Annotated in this window: 15 protein-coding genes; 5 read left to right on the top strand and 10 right to left on the bottom strand. The window is 32.0% G+C overall.

Annotated features, from left to right (window positions below; translation table 11 throughout):
- Positions 1-17: 17 nt before the first annotated feature.
- Positions 18-1,343, top strand: a complete 1,326-nt coding sequence (locus AANAER_RS06830; protein ID WP_179951814.1) for a TrkH family potassium uptake protein — start codon at positions 18-20, stop codon at positions 1,341-1,343.
- The gene (locus AANAER_RS06835; RefSeq protein WP_044414969.1) at positions 1,340-1,993 is read left to right on the top strand and encodes a potassium channel family protein; all 654 of its coding nucleotides are present in this window, start codon (positions 1,340-1,342) and stop codon (positions 1,991-1,993) included. The genes AANAER_RS06830 and AANAER_RS06835 overlap by 4 nt, the downstream gene beginning before the upstream one ends.
- 38 nt (positions 1,994-2,031) lie before the next feature.
- On the opposite strand, the gene AANAER_RS06840 is transcribed toward AANAER_RS06835, so the two are convergent.
- The 8 genes from AANAER_RS06840 to AANAER_RS06875 all read right to left on the bottom strand — a co-directional run bounded on the left by AANAER_RS06840 (position 2,032) and on the right by AANAER_RS06875 (position 12,415).
- Entirely contained in the window at positions 2,032-3,081 is a 1,050-nt protein-coding gene (locus AANAER_RS06840) for an NAD(P)-dependent alcohol dehydrogenase (protein WP_044414968.1), read from the bottom strand.
- A 74-nt stretch (positions 3,082-3,155) separates the two neighbouring features.
- Positions 3,156-4,901 (bottom strand): methyl-accepting chemotaxis protein, encoded by a 1,746-nt coding sequence (locus tag AANAER_RS06845; protein ID WP_084593169.1) that lies wholly within the window; start codon positions 4,899-4,901, stop codon positions 3,156-3,158.
- Positions 4,819-5,295, bottom strand: a complete 477-nt coding sequence (locus AANAER_RS06850; RefSeq protein ID WP_129081559.1) for a hypothetical protein — start codon at positions 5,293-5,295, stop codon at positions 4,819-4,821. Before AANAER_RS06850 ends, AANAER_RS06845 begins: the two co-directional genes overlap by 83 nt.
- A gap of 111 nt (positions 5,296-5,406) precedes the next feature.
- The gene (locus AANAER_RS06855; protein WP_228711134.1) at positions 5,407-6,249 is read right to left on the bottom strand and encodes a DUF5718 family protein; all 843 of its coding nucleotides are present in this window, start codon (positions 6,247-6,249) and stop codon (positions 5,407-5,409) included.
- A gap of 254 nt (positions 6,250-6,503) precedes the next feature.
- The gene (locus AANAER_RS06860) at positions 6,504-7,487 is read right to left on the bottom strand and encodes an HpcH/HpaI aldolase/citrate lyase family protein (protein WP_129081560.1); all 984 of its coding nucleotides are present in this window, start codon (positions 7,485-7,487) and stop codon (positions 6,504-6,506) included.
- Between the two features lie 179 nt (positions 7,488-7,666).
- Positions 7,667-8,737, bottom strand: coding sequence for a MaoC family dehydratase (locus AANAER_RS06865; RefSeq protein WP_228711135.1), 1,071 nt, complete (start codon positions 8,735-8,737; stop codon positions 7,667-7,669).
- Positions 8,738-8,746: 9 nt separating this feature from the next.
- Positions 8,747-11,266, bottom strand: a complete 2,520-nt coding sequence (locus AANAER_RS06870) for an aldolase/citrate lyase family protein (RefSeq protein ID WP_129081561.1) — start codon at positions 11,264-11,266, stop codon at positions 8,747-8,749.
- A 15-nt stretch (positions 11,267-11,281) separates the two neighbouring features.
- Entirely contained in the window at positions 11,282-12,415 is a 1,134-nt protein-coding gene (locus AANAER_RS06875) for an HpcH/HpaI aldolase/citrate lyase family protein (RefSeq protein ID WP_129081562.1), read from the bottom strand.
- A gap of 373 nt (positions 12,416-12,788) precedes the next feature.
- On the opposite strand from AANAER_RS06875, the gene AANAER_RS06880 reads away from it, so the two are divergent.
- Positions 12,789-13,523 (top strand): IclR family transcriptional regulator, encoded by a 735-nt coding sequence (locus AANAER_RS06880; RefSeq protein ID WP_052502506.1) that lies wholly within the window; start codon positions 12,789-12,791, stop codon positions 13,521-13,523.
- A gap of 43 nt (positions 13,524-13,566) precedes the next feature.
- Here AANAER_RS06880 and lipA read toward each other — a convergent pair whose 3' ends face one another.
- Positions 13,567-14,454 (bottom strand): lipoyl synthase, encoded by an 888-nt coding sequence (gene lipA / locus AANAER_RS06885; protein WP_129081563.1) that lies wholly within the window; start codon positions 14,452-14,454, stop codon positions 13,567-13,569.
- Positions 14,435-15,169 carry a lipoate--protein ligase family protein gene (locus AANAER_RS06890; protein WP_228711136.1) on the bottom strand — a complete coding sequence of 245 codons (735 nt, stop codon included), beginning with the start codon at positions 15,167-15,169 and terminating at the stop codon, positions 14,435-14,437. The genes lipA and AANAER_RS06890 overlap by 20 nt, the downstream gene beginning before the upstream one ends.
- Positions 15,170-15,468: 299 nt before the next feature.
- On the opposite strand from AANAER_RS06890, the gene aceE reads away from it, so the two are divergent.
- Both aceE and aceF read left to right on the top strand, forming a co-directional pair.
- Positions 15,469-18,141 carry a pyruvate dehydrogenase (acetyl-transferring), homodimeric type gene (gene aceE, locus AANAER_RS06895; protein WP_129081564.1) on the top strand — a complete coding sequence of 891 codons (2,673 nt, stop codon included), beginning with the start codon at positions 15,469-15,471 and terminating at the stop codon, positions 18,139-18,141.
- Positions 18,142-18,151: 10 nt separating this feature from the next.
- Positions 18,152-19,825 (top strand): dihydrolipoyllysine-residue acetyltransferase, encoded by a 1,674-nt coding sequence (gene aceF, locus AANAER_RS06900; RefSeq protein WP_129081565.1) that lies wholly within the window; start codon positions 18,152-18,154, stop codon positions 19,823-19,825.
- The last annotated feature ends 6 nt before the right edge of the window (positions 19,826-19,831 follow it).

The following is a 19,831-nucleotide window of genomic DNA, read 5'->3' on the forward strand; positions in this document are numbered from 1 at the left end:
TAAGAATAGTTGTGTTGATGGAATATAAATATGTAAAAACAATATTTATTGGATATGTGTTAATTATTTTATGCGGCGGGACAATACTCTCTTTGCCCATTTGTCATAAAGGTGAATTATCTTTTATTGATTCAATCTTTACTGCTGCTAGTGCTTCTTGTGTTACGGGGCTTATTGTTACAAGTACTTCCGATAATTTTACTTTTTTGGGTGAACTTATTATTTTAGGTTTAATTCAAATAGGTGGAATAGGATATATGGCACTTGTTGTCACTTTTTATCTCTTTATTAAACGTAAACTTGATATAGATGAAAAAAGGGCTTTAAAACTCTCTTTGGATTTACCCAGTCTTCATGTTACTAGTTTTTTAAAAAAAATTTTTGTTGCAGTTATGGTTGTAGAAGCAATTGGAGCATTGATTTTATCTATACAATTTTACGGCAAATATGATCTTCTTGACTCTATTTGGTACGGTATCTTTCATAGTATCAGTGCTTTTAACAATGCGGGTTTTTCTCTATTTCCAAACAGTCTTGAAGGCTTTCAAGATGATACAATCTCTTTATTTACTATTGGAATTTTAGTTATTTTAGGTGGACTGGGATATTTTGTTCTAATAGAAATCTATGAAAACAGGAAAATGCCAAAAAGATACTCAATTCATACAAAGATAATGATTTACGGAACAATTTTTTTAATTGTTGTGGGAATTATTCTGTTTTTATCTATTGAGTGGAATAATCCTAAGACTTTTGGAGGCATGAGTTTTTATGAAAAGTTGATAAATGCCTTTTTTTTATCGGTTAATTTCAGGACAAGCGGATTTAACAGTATTGATATAGGAAGTTTAAAAGAGTCTTCTTTGTTTTTCTCTACCCTTTTTATGATGACAGGAGCAGGTCAGGGAAGTACCGCAGGTGGAATGAAAATAACTACCGTTGCAATTTTGGTTATTACTGTAATTTTTATCTTAAAAGACAGCAATCAAGAACCCAATATTTTTGAGCGAACCATAGACCAAAAACTTATAAATAAAGCTTTGGCAATAATTTTATCTTCCTCTTTTTTTGTTTTACTTGCTACTTTGATTTTAGTGGAAACTCAAAAATTTCCGTTTTTGAAAATATTATTTGAAGTTGCATCTGCTTTTGGAACGGTCGGTTTATCAACGGGAAACGGAGATATCTTAAGTTTTTCTCAGCAGTTTGATACTTTTGGAAAAAGTGTAATTATTGTAATGATGCTTGCCGGAAGATTGGGGGTATTCGGTTTTGGGCTTATTTTAATCGGACAATCAAAAGCAAAACATTTTAAATACCCAAAAGGAAGGATAATTATATGAAAACAATCGCAGTTATCGGGTTAGGAAAATTCGGCTCTTATATTGCAAAAAGTTTGGCAAGACAAAATGTCACTGTTATTGCAATTGATAATGATGAAAAGAAGATTCAAGAAATTAGTGAATATATTGATCACTCTTATGTAGTAGATAGTACAAATAAACAGGCTTTGGAAGAGATAGGTATTTATAATCTAAAAACAGTAATAGTTAGTATAGGAGAAAATATCGAATCTAGTATTTTAACAGTAATGGCTCTAAAAGATTTGAAGAATGATAGAATTATAGCTAAGGCTATAACAAATACTCACGGTGAAATTTTATCAAAAATAGGGGCTTTTAAAGTAATTTATCCCGAAAAACTAGCAGGAAGAATGTTGGTTAGAAAATTTGTAGATGAGATTCCTCTTGAAGATATTGACGTAAGTAACAGTGTAAAAGTTTTAAAAATTGTGGTAAATGAGAGTTATGAATTGAAAAAAATCAAAGAGATTGAGCATGAATTCAAAAATTTAAAAATTGTAGGATTTAAAAACAAAGAAGAGGGTGAACTTATTTTTAATATTGATCCAAACTATGAAGTTCAAATAGATGATGTTTTGATTTTACTTGGAGAGTCTAAGTATGTAAAGGATATTTATCCCGAGATATAGATTTGCAGAAGTTGTTTTCAAACTTCTACAAATATAAGTTATAGAATAACCAAAGGTTTGATTAAATCTTTAGGTTTGTCTTTCATAAGAAAAAGTGCTTCTTCAACACTTTCTAAACCTTCGAATCTATGAGTAATAAGTTTACCCGGATGTATTCTTTTTGTTGTTACCATTGAAGCTAGTTTTTCCATTCTAAGTCTTCCTCCCGGCATCAATCCTCCAAGAATCTGTTTGTGACCCATTCCATAGCCCCATTCAACACGAGGGATTTTTATATAATCTCCTTTCCCCAGATAATTTACATTTCCTATTTTACCGCCTGGTTTAAGCATTTTTATAGCTTGTTCAAAAGTATCGACCGTACCGCCTGCGATTACTATTCTATCTACAAAGCCTACTTTTCCTAAAATTTGTTCGGTAATATCACCTTCATGATAATTTATAATATCAGTAGCTCCGAACTCTTTTGCCAAAGCTACGCAGTTTGGTCTTGACCCAACTGCTAAAATTTCAGAAGCACCTCTAATTGCCGCACCTGCTACAGCCATAAGTCCCACAGGACCGATTCCTATAACTACAACTTTGTCTCCAAATTGTATATCTGCTAGTTCAACTCCGTGAAAACCTGTGGGAACCATATCAGAAAGCATGCAAGCATCAGCTAAATCCATACCCTCAGGAAGTAAAGCAAGATTTCCGTCGGCATCATTTACGTGAAAAAATTCAGCAAAAACTCCATCTTTAAAGTTTGAAAATTTCCATCCTGAAAGTGGACCTCCTGAGTGCATAGAGTATCCTCCTTGTGCTTCTAAAGAGTTCCAATCTGGCGTAATAGCGGGAACCAAAACTTTATCTCCCACTTTGAAATCTTTAACTTCACTTCCAAGCTCTACTATCTCTCCCACAGCTTCGTGACCTAAAATTAATTCATGTCTATCTCCTAAAGCACCCGCCCATACAGTATGTACATCAGATGTACAAGGGGCAAGAGCTATTGGTCTACAAATTGCATCCATAGGACCGCAAACAGGACGTTGCTTTTCAATCCATCCTGTTTGACCTATACTCATCATAGCAAAGCCTTTCATTTTTATCTCCTTTAAAAAATATTGAAAATCATTATATATCTAAATAGATTAGAAGTCAATTTATTCTCTGTTTTTTAAAAGCTCTCCCATTCATCTTCATTTTCACTTTTTTTAGAAATAAACTCTTTTTTTGTATTACTTTTTCTTTTTTCCGGTGATCTAGTTTTAGGTTTTTCTTCATATTCTATATCACTTAAGTTTTGTGTTGTTTTTCCGTCAAAATTGTTTATCTCTACATTTTTTACAACATCAAGTGCAATTTTATTTGTCTCATTTGCAATAGTGTTTGTTTTATCTGCAATGGCAGCATTTTCTTGAGTAAATCTATCTAGTTGATTCATTGCATCTGCTATTTGTGACATACCTATGGTTTGCTCTTTTGCGGCATTTGACACATCATCAATTAATTCATTTGTTTTTTCGATTTTCTCTTCTAATTGGGTAAATCCTTCAATCATTTTACTGCTGGTTACTTTACCGTTATTTGCTCTTTGCGTAGCATTTTCAACTAAATCTTTAATCTCTTTTGCGGCTTCGGCACTTCTGCTTGCCAGATTTCTAACTTCTTGGGCAACTACTGCAAAACCTTTTCCTGCTTCTCCTGCCGTTGCAGCTTCTACTGCTGCATTTAGTGAAAGAATATTTGTTTGGAAGGCTATTTGGTCGATTACGGAAATTGCTTCATTTATATTTTGTACCGTATCATTTATCTCATCCATTGCTTTAACCGTATCATTTGCATTTATTTTACCTTCATTTGCAGAAGATTTTGTCTCATTTGATACACTTAACATCTCTTGGGCTTTTTCACTTGTTTGTTTTATATTTCCCGTGATTTCATCTATTGATGCAGCAGTCTCTTCTAAAGATGCAGCTTGTTCCGTTGCATTTTTATTTAATGTTCCCACACTGCTGTTTAGTTCAGTTGCGCTTTTTCTTAAAGCTGTTCCGTCTCTTTGGCTGTCTTGTAAAAGTTGAGTCATCATTTTATTTAATTCAATAAGTTCCGAACCTATTTTTCCTGAATTGCTTCCATCTAATTTTGCAGTGAAGTCTCTTTGTGAATATTTACTTAATACTTCACTGATTTTATTTATATTTTTACCTACTAATTTTTCCAGGTTTTCTAACATATTATTAAAAAGATTTTTTAACTCATTTAGTGTATCAGTAGAACTATTTAAGGTAATTTTTTTATCTAAATATCCTTCTCCCACTCTATATACCGTCTCTTTTACATCTGCAATTAGTTTATTGTCTTCTTCAATACTAATTTTGATCTTTTCAATATTTTCATTGATATCTTTTGCCATTTGTCCGAATTCATCATTTGAATTAAGATCAATTTTTTGCGTATCAGTTACTTCTTTATTTAAATATTTAAAGAAAGAAGATAAACCAGTTGAGATAGATTTTAAATTATGATTTAATCTTTTTACAATCAAGAAAATTATTACGGCAATAATCAATAATCCTATAACAGATCCTATAATAGAAAAATTTCTAATAAAGTTTGCATTTGCAAGATACTCTTTTTCGGGGGCTGCCATAACAAAAGACCATTTTTTATCTGTTCCTTGTATATCAAAAGGTTTAGAATAAAATAAAGATTTTAAATTATCATCTGCCGAAACTTTTAGAAATTTGGTATCTTTACCGTTTTTTGCATTTTCAATCAATTTTTTATAATCACGATCATTTTTTGTTACGTCTAAAAGATCTTTTGCAAGGAAATCTTTATTTGGATGCCCTAATACCATCCCGTAACTGTCTATTATAAAAGCATAGGCATGATCGAAGATATTGACCGTTTTTATCATAACCGTTCTGACCTTTTAATTCAGGGTTGGATTCAAAAAGAAGTTCTTTATCTTTTGTTTTAAACCAAAATCCTAAGATATCTTCATTATATTTTGATAAAGATTTTAAATAAGCAATAGTCTCTTTCTCATCAATTTTTGCGTTTGTATTTAATGCTTCTTCAAATTTTAAAGCCAAAGTTTTTGCAATAACTATCGTCTGATTAACTCTATTTTGAATTTGTGCGGCATATTTGCCGGAAGCTTCATTTATAAGATGTTCAACATCTTTTTGTGCTGTTTCGTATGAAAACTTAGTTACAAAAAATATAGTTAAACTAAAGACTACTAAAGTAGTTCCTAAGATAGATAACAAAAGCTTATTACCAAAGCTCATTTTTTTTGATTTAAACATCTTGCTCTCCTATGAAATTCTTTTCATATTATAACTTATAAAGATATCATAAAGGTAACAAATATCACAAAAAATTAAAATACAGTATATTATTTTTTATACTGTATTTTTTTATTCAACTATTTGATGAAGTTTACTGCATTGGGACAGATGAATATCTGCTCCAGATATATCTTTCATAATATCTTCAAAAGAGTGGAAACGTGCATTATAAACATAAACAAAGATTTCATCACCTTTTTGTAAAAAGTTACTTTTCCCAAATTCCGTATATGCTGTTGCTCCTGCTGCTATTAAAATCCCTTTATGGTTGTTTAGATTTTTTATTAGAGGATTTATCTCTTCTAGAGGTCCGGTCTCTTCTTGATTGTTAAATTTTTCAATCATCCATTTTTTTAATTGTTCAAAAAAGTATGAATATGAATTTACGGCACTGATTGTTCCGTAATGTTTTAAAATTCCATCTCTTCTTACAAAGGAAGCTATATGAAATTTATTTAGTATCCCTTCTTTGTTAAAACTGTCTATTTCTATAAAATCAGGCGCAATTCCTTTTGAGTTATCTCCCCAGTTTTTCTTAGTACTTAGTTTATTACCGTTTTGGATTCTGTTTGAGCAGTCGTTAAATGCACCGAAATATTTCGGTTTCAAATCTATTAACTTACCGTTTTCAAAAACAAAATCACAAAGTAGGGCAACTTCTGCTTCTATTTGTAGCTGTTCTATATTGTTATGATTTATCTTTTCCGTACTAAAAGGGAAATTCCCTAAAAATGATTGATGATTTGGAATATAAAAAGGAAATAATCCTTTTGGAGCATCTTTCTCTTTTGTTTCAATCACCGAAAACTCATCTGCTTCTCCTGCTTCTCCTAAATGATTAGCAAAATTTCCTGCAACACCAAAACCCAAATAATCTTTTAACTCTTCAAGATTAATATTATATTTTTTCATTATTAATACCTTAATTGTTTTATGTTGACAATAAGTTTTTTTGTTTTGTGATTTTTATTTAAAGTGAGAAATTATTCGTGGAAGTTTATGTAGTAGTTGTTGTATATTGTCTGTTAAAATCTACTGCGATATAAACTCTTCTCACTATAGTTTTTGACGGCGACATTGAGTTGTTGTTTCATCTATAATCCTTTTTTTTATTTTGAAAAAGAAGAATACTCCTCTTTTCCAAAAGCTTTACTTAAAAAATTTAATTAAGCAAAAAATCTTTTTTCTGTTTCATCTAATAATTTAGCTCCTGAGAATTTTGCTCTTTGAACCAATTCCCAAAAGTATCTGTATGTAGCTCTATCGTGTAACTCTCCATCATATTGGATTGGTCCCCACTCTGCGTCTTGAGCTTTGATTAAGATATTTTGAGCAGATTCAAGCTCTGTAAAATCAGGTTTCATAGCATCAACGATTGCTTGAACTTGTGTTGGGTAAATAGACCACATTCTCATAAATCCAAACTCATTTCTAGCTCTCTCCGCATCTTTATATGTTTGATATGGATTTTTAAGATCTAAGGTAACATTGTGGCAAGGGATTACATGGTTTTGAATTGCCGCTTGGCATACTTTTGCTTTTGCAGCGCCTATTAATCTATGTTCAAATTGTCCCGGACTTCTCATATTAATTGCAGGAATTGCTCCTTGATATCCTGATACAAAGTCCATAAGTCCAAAATCTAATACTTGCAGCCAAGGTAGAGTTGCAATTTTTTCTACATCTTCCAATGCACCGTGAGTTTCAATAAGTACATGAATAGGGATCTCTCTACTAATACCTGCTTTTTTTGCCGTTTCTTGAATATACTCAATTTGAGTTTTTGCATCTTCATAACAAGTAGATTTAGGTAGTGTGATATATGCTAACCTTTCTCCTGCACCTGATACTAAAATATCAATATCTTGTCTCCAATCAGGATGTGAGAAATCATGGATTCTAGTTCCTGCCATACCGTATGGATTCTCTTCGCTAGTTACAACTCTAACAATCATTTGTGCATGTTCTACTTCTTTACCTGTTTCTGCTCCATCTTCGCAGTCACAAGTAATATCAAAAACAGGTCCTAGCTTTTTTTGCATCTCGAAACCTTTTTTAATAAGTTTCTCACTTCCTGCAAAGTGCTCACAAGTTGGAATAATCGGTAAACTTTTTCCAGATTCAAATAGTGCTTCATTAGGGTGTGTCATAATAGTTTCCTTTTTAAATTTCGTCCCTCAATTTTAAAAGGGACCTTTTTCTTGTTTTTCTTCTTTTTTGTCTTCACTTCGTTCGCCACAAGACTACGCTATGAAGAGCATAGGAAATAAATTCCTATTAAAAGAAGCAAAATCCTAAAGAGAACAACGAGTTGCTCTTACCTTATCACTTATTTTTTTGTTTTATTTTTTGGTATGATTACTGTGTAATCTAAATCAAGTACAACATTTTTTAAGTACTTACCGTCTTCGTCTTTTGGATTCAAAATCTCTTCAGATTTTTGATTTTTAACTGCAATAGTTCTTAATCTTAACAATCCAATATCCTCTCTTTTATGATCAATAGTATCAATAATCTCAGTATAAGCGTAAATTGTATCTCCCGCATAAGTGGGATTACAATGGCTTCCGCTGTTTATTGCATATATCCATTGGGCATTTTGCAAGCCGTTAAAAGAGATTGCCCTTGCCATAGAGATAATAATTCCACCGTACATAAGTCTTTGACCCATTGGTGTACTTTTCATCATATGGTCGTTGAAGTGAACTTTTGCATTGTTTTGATATAACTTTGTTGCCAAAGTATGGTCACTGTCATCGATTGTAATACCTTCGGGGTGATTTAGTCTTTCACCTTTTTCATAATCTTCAAAGAAAAATTCTCCGCCTGTTGCATTCGTATCAACACACTCTATTTTAGGAATATTAATTTCATCTAAAATAGGTGTTGTTTCACTAAAAGTCGGAACTTCTTTAATACCTGTTAAAGTTTTTTTGTCTTTTTTGTGAACCATAACCCATCTTTTAAAGTTTAATACCTCTTCATTGTTTTGGTTTACCCCAATAGAGTGTACATATACAACTCCGCTTTTACCGTTTGAGTTCTCTTTTAACCCAATTACGGTAGATGTCATAGAAACAGTATCTCCAACATATACAGGAGTAGGAAAACTAATCTCTGCATATCCCAAGTTTGCAATTGCATTTAATGATATGTCTTGAACAGATTTACCAAATGTCATATGGAACATCAAAACATCATCTATGGGTCTTTTTTCATATCCAAACTCTTTTGCAACTTCATTTGAAGAGTGAAGAGCAAATCTAGAACCGGTAAAAGCTATGTATAAAGATACATCTCCTTCACTGATTGTTCTAGGAAGAGGATGAACTATTTTTTGACCCATATAAAAGTCTTCAAAAAAGTTCCCTTTATTTATTTTGGTGCTTATTTTTGACACGTTTTCTCCTTATTTACCAAATAGGTTTTGACCTAAAGCTTTATATGTTTCGTAAAGGGTAATCATCTTTTTAGCCCATTTGATTTTACATTTATCAATAAGTTTATCTTTATATAAAATTACCTCTTTACCCTCTTTTTCAGCCTCTTCATACTTATTTATCATCTCTTCATACTCTAAAACTTCTGCTTGTTTTGGAGTAAAAATATCGTTTATATACTCAATTTGCACGGGATGAACTAAAGCTTTACCGTCAAATCCTAGGTTAAAGGCATCTTTTGTCGAATCTTCGCACGCAAATTCATCATGAACATCATAATGTGGTCCGTCAATAACCGTTTTACCGTATGCTTTTGCAGATAGTGCAATTCTGGCAAGGTAATTAAACATAGCTTTTGAACCTCTTTTTATATCTATTTGAAGTCTGTTTGCAAGTTTGTTTGAACCTACAACAACTACTTCAAGTTTAGAACTAACCCTGCAAATTTCAGGAGAGTTCAAAATAGCAAGAGGAGTCTCTATCATAACCATCATAGTTAGATTCGGGTTTACTTCCATTAATGCTTTTTCTGCTTCCAAAACTTGTTCTGGAGTCTCGATTAGAGCAAATAAAATCGCATCTATATCAAGTTCTTTTGCTAGTTCCATATCTTTTTTAAAATCTTCTGTTCCAAGTTTATTTACTCTTAAAACTCTCTCTGATTCTCCAAAGTTTCCATTGAATTCACTGAATACTTTTTTTACGATATTTCGACCCGGTTCTCTTTGGTCTTCCAAAATAGCTTCTAAATCAAAAATTACCGAATCAGCTAAAACTGTTTTTGCTTTTCTTGCATACTTTTCATTATATGAAGGAACAAAAAGCATTGATCTTCTAGCTTTATACTCAACAATTTCCTCTCCCGTCTCTTTTGCATGGTACTCTTCATGCAGCTGTTTAACCAACTGTTTTCTTAAAACTTTACCGTTTTTTGTTCTTGGATAATCTTTAAGAGCATAGATAAGTTTTGGAGCTTTGTATTTAGCTAAATTCTTTTGTGAATATGCCAGCACTTCCTCTTCTTGCTCTTTTGTTAACTCTTTATGTCCGATTACAGCAATAGCAACCAAAGTTTTATCTTTTTCTATTTCAAGACCAAAAGCAACACAATCTGCAACTAAAGGATGAGTTTTTACAACTCTTTCAATTTCGTGTGGAGATACTCTAAATCCAAAAGTATTGATAATATCATCTTTTCTTCCTATAAACCAGATATATCCGTCTTTATCTTTTTTTGCGTAATCTCCCGTAAAAAAATATCCGTCATGTTTAGCTTTTGCAGTCTCTTCATCTAACTGCCAATACTCTATAAACAATCCAGGATCATCTTCTCCTATACAAATCATTCCCTCTTCTTCAACTCCTACTTCTTCAAGTGTTTCGGGATTTAGAAGTTTTACTATATGTCCGGGTTGAACAAATCCGGCAGATCCCGGTCTAATAGGATTATAAATTGAGTGAGAAATATAATAAGAACATTCACTCATACCAATAGCTTCAAAAATATCTTGTTTGAATCTATCTCTCCATAATCCAATCATCTCATCAGATAGATGTTCTCCCGCACTCATACAATATCTAAGACTTGGGCAGTCATCAATCGTAAAATCTGTTTTTTGAATAATCTGTCTATAAATAGTCGGAACTCCTATAAATATAGTACATTTATGTTTTTTAATCAGATCTATCCATGTTGAAGCATTATTCGCTCCTTCATATGCAATTACGGTGTGTCCATTAAATAATGGATCCATAAGAGCAGAACCTAATACATAAGTCCAGTTAAATTTTCCCGAATGCATAATTCTGTCATTCTCTTTAAAATTAAACCAATATTGTGTAGCAGGAGTTCTTCCCACAAGTGATCTGTGTGAATGTAAAACACCTTTTGGATAACCTGTTGTTCCCGATGTATAAACCAAATATGCAGGTTCTCCCGCTTTTGAGTTATAGTGGTTTGGAGTTTTATCCGTATCTTCTAAGATTTGGTTTAATGCGTAAACATTAATCCCTTTTGGTTTTTTATAATCTTCAACGCTATTGGTTCCTGCAACTATAATTGTTTTTAGGTTATCAACATTTTCTAAATAAGGAACTAGGTTTTCATACATAGATGCAGACATCACAATTGCACTTGCTTGTGAATCTTCTGCTAGATATTTAACTTCTGAACCGCTTAACAGTGTTGATGTAGGAACTGCAATGATTCCTGCTTTTATACTTCCAAAAAACGAAATAGGGTAAGCAAGAGAGTTTTTTAGACAAACTAATACTCTATCTCTTGGTTTAATACCTATTGAGATAAGGAAGTTACAAACTTGGTCTGATTTTTCCGATAACTCTTTATATGTGATTTCATCAGTTCCCAATTTGTCATCTTCAATAATCATTGCCGTATTATTTTCTTTTAAAGTTCCTAAATGTGAAGAGGTACAAGCAACACCTATATTTAAAAATTCAGGTACTTCAATTTTTAGATTTGTACTCATAATATAAACTCCCTATTATATTTGACCGTAAGGCCAGTTTTCTTTAAATGTATGAAGAGGCATTCTTTTTAATACTTCAAGTGCAAATAATTTATCCTCTTCTTTTAAACTGTTTAGAGCATAAGCTCTTAAAATATTTTGTAAAGATTTACCGAACATAGGAGGATCTAACATCTCTCCGTTATATCTTATTGCTCCGCTTAGAAGAGCATCTGCTTCAATTGCGGCTTTTAAAATAGATACATCTTTTGCAATCTCTTTTGGACTTGGAGTAAAAGCAACTTTACAAATATTTATATGATTTGGAGTAATTACTTGTTTTCCTGTAAGTCCCATTGCTGTTTCTGTCTGAGCATGAGCATAAACATGTCTTGAAGCATCGTCTCCATGCAAGTCCAGCCATCTTCTAATCTCTTTTTTTTCGACACAAGAGTCAGGAAGTGAATTTGGAGTCAATAAAACTTCAACTCCTCCTATTACACCTTTCCCTTTGATTCTTGCTTGCATTGTAAGCATATTAAAAAATGTTTTTAACTCTTCAATCCAACCCTCGGCAGTAATTTTATAAGCCATTGCTTTTGAAAAATCGTGAATACCGAATACAACATGCTGTACTGTTGAGTGACTCATCAGCTTATCTGCAATTTGCAAAGATTTCGGATGTTCAATAATCGGTTGAATTTGTAAATTACTTCCAATAGAGACTAACCATGAAGAGAGATCTCTAATTTCGGCATCTCCGTAAACTTCTCCTGCTTTTGCTAAAACTATTGCATCAATATATTTATGAACTTTTTTAATCATTTTAAGATCTTCATCATATTCATGTGTTCTAAAAGGGTTTATTCTAATTGCAATTTGAAAATCTCTTTCGGGAAACTTAGGTAACTCTTCAATTAAAAGTTTCCTACTCATATCTTTCATTCTACAACCGTCTTCAAGGTCGAATAGCACAGTATGAGCTTTTGTTTTATAGGCATGTTTTTGTAATCTGTATTTTGCCTGTTCCATAGTTTCATAAGTACCGTCCAAAGGGTTAAACTTAATTGGCGGATAATAAATCTGAATACCTGGCCATTTACCTCCAAGTACCGGTTTTAAGTCATCGTTAGCGGTTAATTTTGATAAATCTATAAAAGATGAATTCATAATAATTACCTCTTTTTTTATTTTGTTTTTTATTAAATTATTCAGATAAACTGTTCTGATGGAGCAATTTATCCATAGAAAAAATAAGTCGAAACAGAGATATATTTATTAATTTATAAATTAAGTTTAAATTTATAAAGTCTTAAAAACACCATATTTAGGAGACTTTATAAAGTGAGAATATGATAGTTTCACATTATGAGAAAAAATTTTGAGATAGTTTTAATATATAAAAGAAAACTTTTTAAATTTGTGGTTATTTTTTACACATATATAGTTTTTAGTAACGCATGATTAGATTTTTGATTGAAATTTCTTTATATAAAAGATGTTACTATAATAGAAACTAAATTATAAAAGAGTATAGAAAAAAGTGCAACCAAGTAAAAATAAATCCTTTACCAAAGGACTTCAAGTACTAAAAGAGATAATGAGTTGTAATAAACCTATTACGGCAAATGTTCTTTGTCAAAAACTAAATATAGATAAAAGTACAATGTCAAGACTTGTAACCACTCTTATGAATGAAGATTTTATAGAGTATAAAGGCGATTCAAAAGAGATTATTTTAAGTGATATTCTTAGAAAAATCGTTTATAAAGATGATAGAGAAAAAATTGTAGAAAAAACAAGTGCTTTATTGGATGAAATCTTCTATTTAACGGATGAAGCTTCATATATAGGAATTTTGGATAATAATGCAACTTTGTATTTAAACCAAGTGGATAAATCAAACAGAGTTATTAAAACAAGGGATTCTATAGGTTTTCATTCTCCTTTGCACTCAAATGCTTTCGGTAAAATTTTAATAGCTTTTAGCAATCAAGTTGATATAAACTCTTTAAAACTTACAAAATTTACTTCAAATACGGTTACAAGTATAACAAAACTTCAAAAAGAGATTGAGAAGATAAAAGAGACAGGTTATGCAATAGGAAACGAAGAACATGAATTCGGACTTAAATCAATAGCCGCACCGTACTTTAACAAAAAAAATGAATTTGTGGGAGCTGTAGGCATTTCAGGTCTATCCGTAAGGCTTGATGAGGAAAAACTTCATAAATACGGCGAAGAGATTTTAAAACTCTCTAACGCTTATCATAAATAGATATAAAATTTTAATTTATTATAAAAAAGACTGACCGTCTTTTTTATTTTTGATTTGCCAGATATTCATGTGCCATATATGAACTTCTTGCATAAGGAGTAGAGTGTACAAATTCAAATCCCATATCAAGGGCAATTTTTTTGTATCTTTCAAACTGTTCAGGTTTTACAAACTCTTTTACCTTTTCATAATCTCCCGAAGGTGCAAGATATTGCCCTATACTTAAAAATTTGCATCCTACTTCCAGCAAATCTTTAAATACCTGTACCATTTCCTCTTCTTTTTCTCCAAGACCTACCATAAGTGCAGATTTTGTTTTTACTTTTTCTCCTCCAAGCTCTTTTAATCTTTTTAGAACTTGCAAACTTCTTTCATATGAAGCATTTCTTCTAATATGATATAAAGAGGGTACTGTTTCAACATTGTGTCCGATAATTACCGCACCGCTTTGTACTACTCTTTCTAAAGACTCTTCTCTTGCTTTAAAATCAGGTATTAAAATTTCAACTTGAGTTCCAGGAGATTTTTTTAAAATATTTTTTGTAACTCTATAAAACTGTTCAGCTCCGCCGTCTTTTAAATCATCTCTTGCAGGACTTGTAATAACTACAAATTTAAGCCCTAGTTTTAATACAGAGGTTGTAACTCCTTCAATTTCGGCTAAATCAACTTCTGTAGGTTTTCCCGTATGCACATTACAATAAGTACATCTTCTAGTACAGATATTTCCCAAAATCAAAAAAGTTGCATTTTTTTTAGAAAAACATTCACTTATATTAGGACATTTTGCTTCTTGGCAGATAGTATATAATTTATGTTCTCCAAGTAGAGCTTCCATCTCTTTTTGTGCGGTTGGAACAAGTTTTTTTCTAAGCCATTGAGGTTTTTTGAAATTTACTTTTTTTTCTGTTTCATTTAGTGCTGTACTCATATTTTTCCTTTAATAATCTATTTACAAGAGTCTCTTCTTCTTTTGTTAATTGAGAAAAAATCAACTCTACATTAAAACTGTTTTCGAAAGATTCAATCAGATAATCTTTTGCTTCATTAAATGTAATTTCTTTTCCTATATCTTCCAATGAAATACCGATTTTGTCTGAAAAAGTGTTACTTTTTTCTACACTTGTTATTGGAATCGAACCGTGTTGGAAAATTGCTTTTTTTGTTCTTCTTTGTGCATTTCCCCCGATTTTTTGACCGTCAATCAAAATGTCGTAGGCTTCAAAACCTACTTGGCAATACTCACTTTTAAATAATTTAACAGTTTCATTATCTTTTGCATAACAAACATTTAATCCTAATTTTTTATAAAAATTAAGTAAGAACTCACATATCTTTTCATAAGATTCTTTTATATTAAATCCACTTAAAAGCTCAACTGGAATAACTAAAGAGTAAGAGATATCTTGTCCATGAAAAAGAACTCCTCCTCCTGTAATCCTTTTTGCGATATTCTCAAAGTCATACTCTTCAACTTTTTGAGAAATGCCTATAGTTACGCTGTTACTATCCCATAAATATAATCTTAATATGGGCAAATCATTTTTTTCATAACAAAGAAGTAAAGATTCATCAATTGCCATATTCTTTTTGGAAGAGTTCTTGTCTGATAGAATTACTCTAAATTTACTTTTTTGATTTATCAATTTTTTAGACTCCTATAATTATTAAAAAATGTTATACTTTTTAAATATATATATGTTAAAAATAACTTAAAGATTTTCATCTTTTTTTCATTATAATTGGATTTTCATAGATTAAAACTTATAAAAACTAATTAATATTTTAAAAGAAAAAATTATTAAGATATTTAATGTATCATATGACCATAATTCGGTAATACGGTATTTTATCGTACATAATTTTTACATAATGAACATATGTTCACTCCTTTTGTAAATCTTATGATATGAATTTTATTAAAATCTTTTATAAGGAAGTGTAAATGTCAGAGATAAACTTAAACGACATCGACCCTCAAGAAACACAAGAGTGGTTAGATGCACTTGAAGTTGTTATTCAAGAAGAGGGAAGCCAAAGAGCTCACTATATTTTGGAAAAATTAATTGATAAAGCAAGAAGAAACGGTACATATTTGCCGTTTTCTGCAACAACTGCTTATGTTAATACAATCCCGGTTGAACAAGAACCTAAAATGCCAGGTAATCTTTCTTTAGAGAGAAAAATTCGTTCAATAGTTAGATGGAATGCACAAATTATGGTTCAAAGAGCTTCTCAAAAGAAACTTGAACTAGGTGGTCATATTTCATCTTTTCAATCTTCTGCAACTCTTTATGATGTTGCTTTCAATCACTTTTTTAAAGCTCCAAATGAGATAAACGGCGGAGATTTGATCTTTTTTCAAGGACATATAGCTCCCGGTATTTATGCTAGAAGTTTTGTTGAAGGAAGAATAAGCCAAGAGCAAATGGATAATTTCAGACAAGAAGCCTTTGCAAACGGTTTGTCTTCATATCCACATCCGAGACTTATGCCTGATTATTGGCAGTTCCCAACTGTATCAATGGGATTAGGACCTATTCAAGCAATTTATCAAGCAAGATTTTTAAAATATCTAACAGATAGAGGAATCAAAGATTGTTCCGATCAAAAAGTATATTGTTATATGGGTGACGGAGAGTGTGATGAACCTGAATCTTTAGGTGCAATTGGATTAGCCGGACGTGAAGGTTTGGATAACCTTATTTTTGTAATTAACTGTAACTTACAAAGACTAGATGGACCTGTTAGAGGTAACGGAAAAATTATCCAAGAGCTTGAAGGTGAATTTAGAGGTGCTGGCTGGGAAGTTATTAAAGTAATCTGGGGAAGACACTGGGATGCTTTACTAGAAAAAGATAAATCAGGAAAACTTCTACAACTTATGGAAGAGACAGTTGACGGAGAATATCAAAACTTCAAACAAAAAGGCGGAGCTTATACAAGAGAGCACTTCTTTAACAAACATCCAGAAACGGCAAAACTTGTTGAAAATATGAGTGATGATGATATTTGGAGATTAAACAGAGGTGGACACGATCCTATCAAAGTTTATGCTGCATATAAAAAAGCAAATGAAACAAAAGGAAGACCTTCTGTAATTTTGGCAAAAACAGTAAAAGGTTACGGTATGGGTGCAGCAGCGGAGGGTAAAAATATCGCCCACCAAGTAAAAAAAGTGGATATTGCTTCACTTAGACAATTTAGAGATAGATTTGATATACCGATTTCAGATGAAGATTTGGAAAAATTCCCATATTACAAACCTGCAGAAGATTCAGAAGAGATGAAATATCTAAAACAAAAAAGAGCAGAACTTGGCGGATTTGTACCTCAAAGAAGAACAAAATTCAGCGATAAACTTGAAATTCCTGCTTTAAGTGCCTTTGATGCCGTATTAAAAGGAAGTCAAGATAGAGAAATCTCTACAACAATGGCTTTTGTAAGAGTTTTAAATGTTTTAGTAAAAGATAAAAGCATAGGTAAAAAAATAGTTCCTATCGTTCCTGATGAAGCAAGAACATTCGGTATGGAAGGTATGTTTAGACAAATAGGTATTTATTCTCATGAGGGGCAAAAATATATTCCTCAAGATAGAGACCAAGTTGCATATTATAAAGAGGATAAAAAAGGACAAGTTCTTCAAGAAGGTATCAATGAGCTTGGTGCTATGGGTTCTTGGGTAGCTGCTGCTACTTCATATTCAGTTAATAACTGCCCTATGATTCCTTTTTACGTGTTTTATTCAATGTTTGGATTTCAAAGAACAGGTGATATGTGTTGGGCAGCAGGAGATCAAAAAGCAAGAGGTTTCCTAGTTGGTGGAACTTCAGGTAGAACAACACTAAACGGTGAAGGTTTACAACATGAAGATGGTCACTCTCATATTTTGTCAAACACTATTCCAAATTGTGTCTCTTATGACCCGACTTACGGTTATGAAGTTGCTGTTATCGTTCAAAACGGAATTGAAAGAATGTATGGAGAGAATCAAGAAGATGTATTTTTCTATATTACAACTTTAAATGAAAACTATCAACAACCTGCAATGCCTGAAGGTATAGAAGAGGGGATTTTAAAAGGTATTTATAAAGTAGAAACAAAAGAGGCTAAAAATGATTATAAAGTTAAACTTCTAGGTTCTGGTTCTATTTTCCAACAAGTTATAAAAGCAGCTGAAATTTTGGCAGATGAATATGAAATCAAATCAGATATCTATTCTGTTACTTCTTATAATGAATTAACAAGAGAAGCACAAGATGCGGAAAGATATAATCTACTTCATATTGAAGAAGAGGAAAAAGTTCCTTATGTGCAAGAAGTATTAAATAGTGACGAAGATACTGTTATTGTATCTGCAACAGATTATATAAAATCATATTCTGAACAAATTGCACCGTATTTAAAAGGAAGTTTCAAATCTCTTGGAACAGACGGTTTCGGTAGAAGTGACAGTAGATCAAATCTAAGAAGCTTCTTTGAAGTTGATACGGATTTTATCGTATTTACAACTTTGGCTCAACTTTATAAAAAAGGAAAAGTTAAAAAAGAGCTTGTAAATGAAGCGATGAAAAAATATAATATTGATCCTGAAAAAATCAATCCATTAAAAGCGTAAGGAGTAAAAGATGGGTAAAATTTACGATATTTTTATTCCTGATTTGGGAGCAGATAAGGATGTTGATTTAATTGACGTTATGGTAAATGTAGGTGATGTAGTAGAAGTTGAAGACGGACTTATCACACTTGAAACGGAAAAAGCATCTATGGATGTACCTACAACTCATGCAGGTGTTGTAAAAGAGATTTTGGTAAAAGAGGGAATGAAGGTAAATTCAGGAGATCTTATTGCAAAAATCGAAGCACAAGAAGAGGGTGAAGCTTCAAATGAAGAGGCAAAAGCAGAAGAGCCTAAAGAGACAAATGGTGAAGTTGATTTAAAAGAGGTTGAAAAATCAATTGAAACCGTAAGTGACAGTGCAAGCGTATCTTGCAGTTTTGTAAAAGATCAAACAATTTGTACTGTTATAGAAGATGTAGTAATTCCTGATTTGGGAGCTGATAAAGATGTTGATGTTATTGATGTAATGGTAAATGTAGGAGACTCGGTTGAGTTTGAAGACGGACTTATTACTCTTGAAACAGAAAAAGCTTCTATGGATGTTCCTGCACCTGTCGGCGGAGAAATTGTTGAACTTATGATTAAAGCAGGGGATAAAGCAAATACGGGTGATTTAATAGCAAAAATCAAGAAAAACGTAGTCGTGGATAATAAAGTTCCGACTCCTCAAGAGACAAAAGTTGAAGAACCTGTAAAACAAGAAGAACCTGTAACTATTCAATCAGCTGTTGCAACTGCATCTAGTACAAATACAAATGTATTAACTCAAAAAGCGGCAAAAGTTTATGCAAGTCCAAGCGTTAGAAAAGTTGCAAGAGAGTTTGGTGTTGATTTAGGTTTTGTAAAAGGAAGCGGTAGAAAAGGAAGAATTTTAAAAGATGATGTTAAAGCTTATGTAAAAGAACAGCTTAACAAACCAGCTTCAACTGCAAGCGGTGCGGGACTTGGATTTGATTTACCTGCTTTAAAAGAGATTGATTTCTCACAATTTGGTGAAATCCAAACAGTAGAACTAAGCAGAATCCAAAAAATTTCAGGACCAAACCTTCATAGAAACTGGGTATCAATCCCTCATGTAACACAATTTGACGAAGCAGATATTACTGAACTTGAAACTTTTAGAAAAGCTCAAAATGCAATAGCACAAGGATATAAGTTGTCTCCTCTTGTATTTGTATTAAAAGCAGTAGCAAAAGCTTTAGAACTTCATCCTAAATTTAACAGTTCATTGACTCCTGACGGACAAAGTCTGGTTTATAAAAAATATTTCCATATAGCTGTAGCAGTTGATACACCAAACGGACTTGTAGTCCCTGTTATAAAAGATGTAGATAAAAAAGGTTTTAAAGAACTGGCTCTTGAACTAAAAGAGGTTTCAACTAAAGCAAGAGAAGGAAAACTAAAAGCACAAGATATGCAAGGTGCTTGTTTTACAATCTCTAGTCTTGGAGGAATCGGAGGAACAAAATTTACTCCTATTATAAATGCTCCTGAAGTTGCTATTTTAGGTCTATCTAAATCTGAAATGAAACCTGTATGGGACGGTGAGAATTTTGTTCCTAAATTGATGCTGCCTTTATCTTTATCTTATGATCATAAAGTTATTGACGGAGCAGACGGCGCAAGATTTACAACAACCTTGTCAAAACTTCTAAGTGATATTAGATTGTTAAGTATGTAAGGAGTT

This window comes from Halarcobacter anaerophilus, from assembly GCF_006459125.1.
Classification (GTDB): Bacteria; Campylobacterota; Campylobacteria; order Campylobacterales; family Arcobacteraceae; genus Halarcobacter; species Halarcobacter anaerophilus.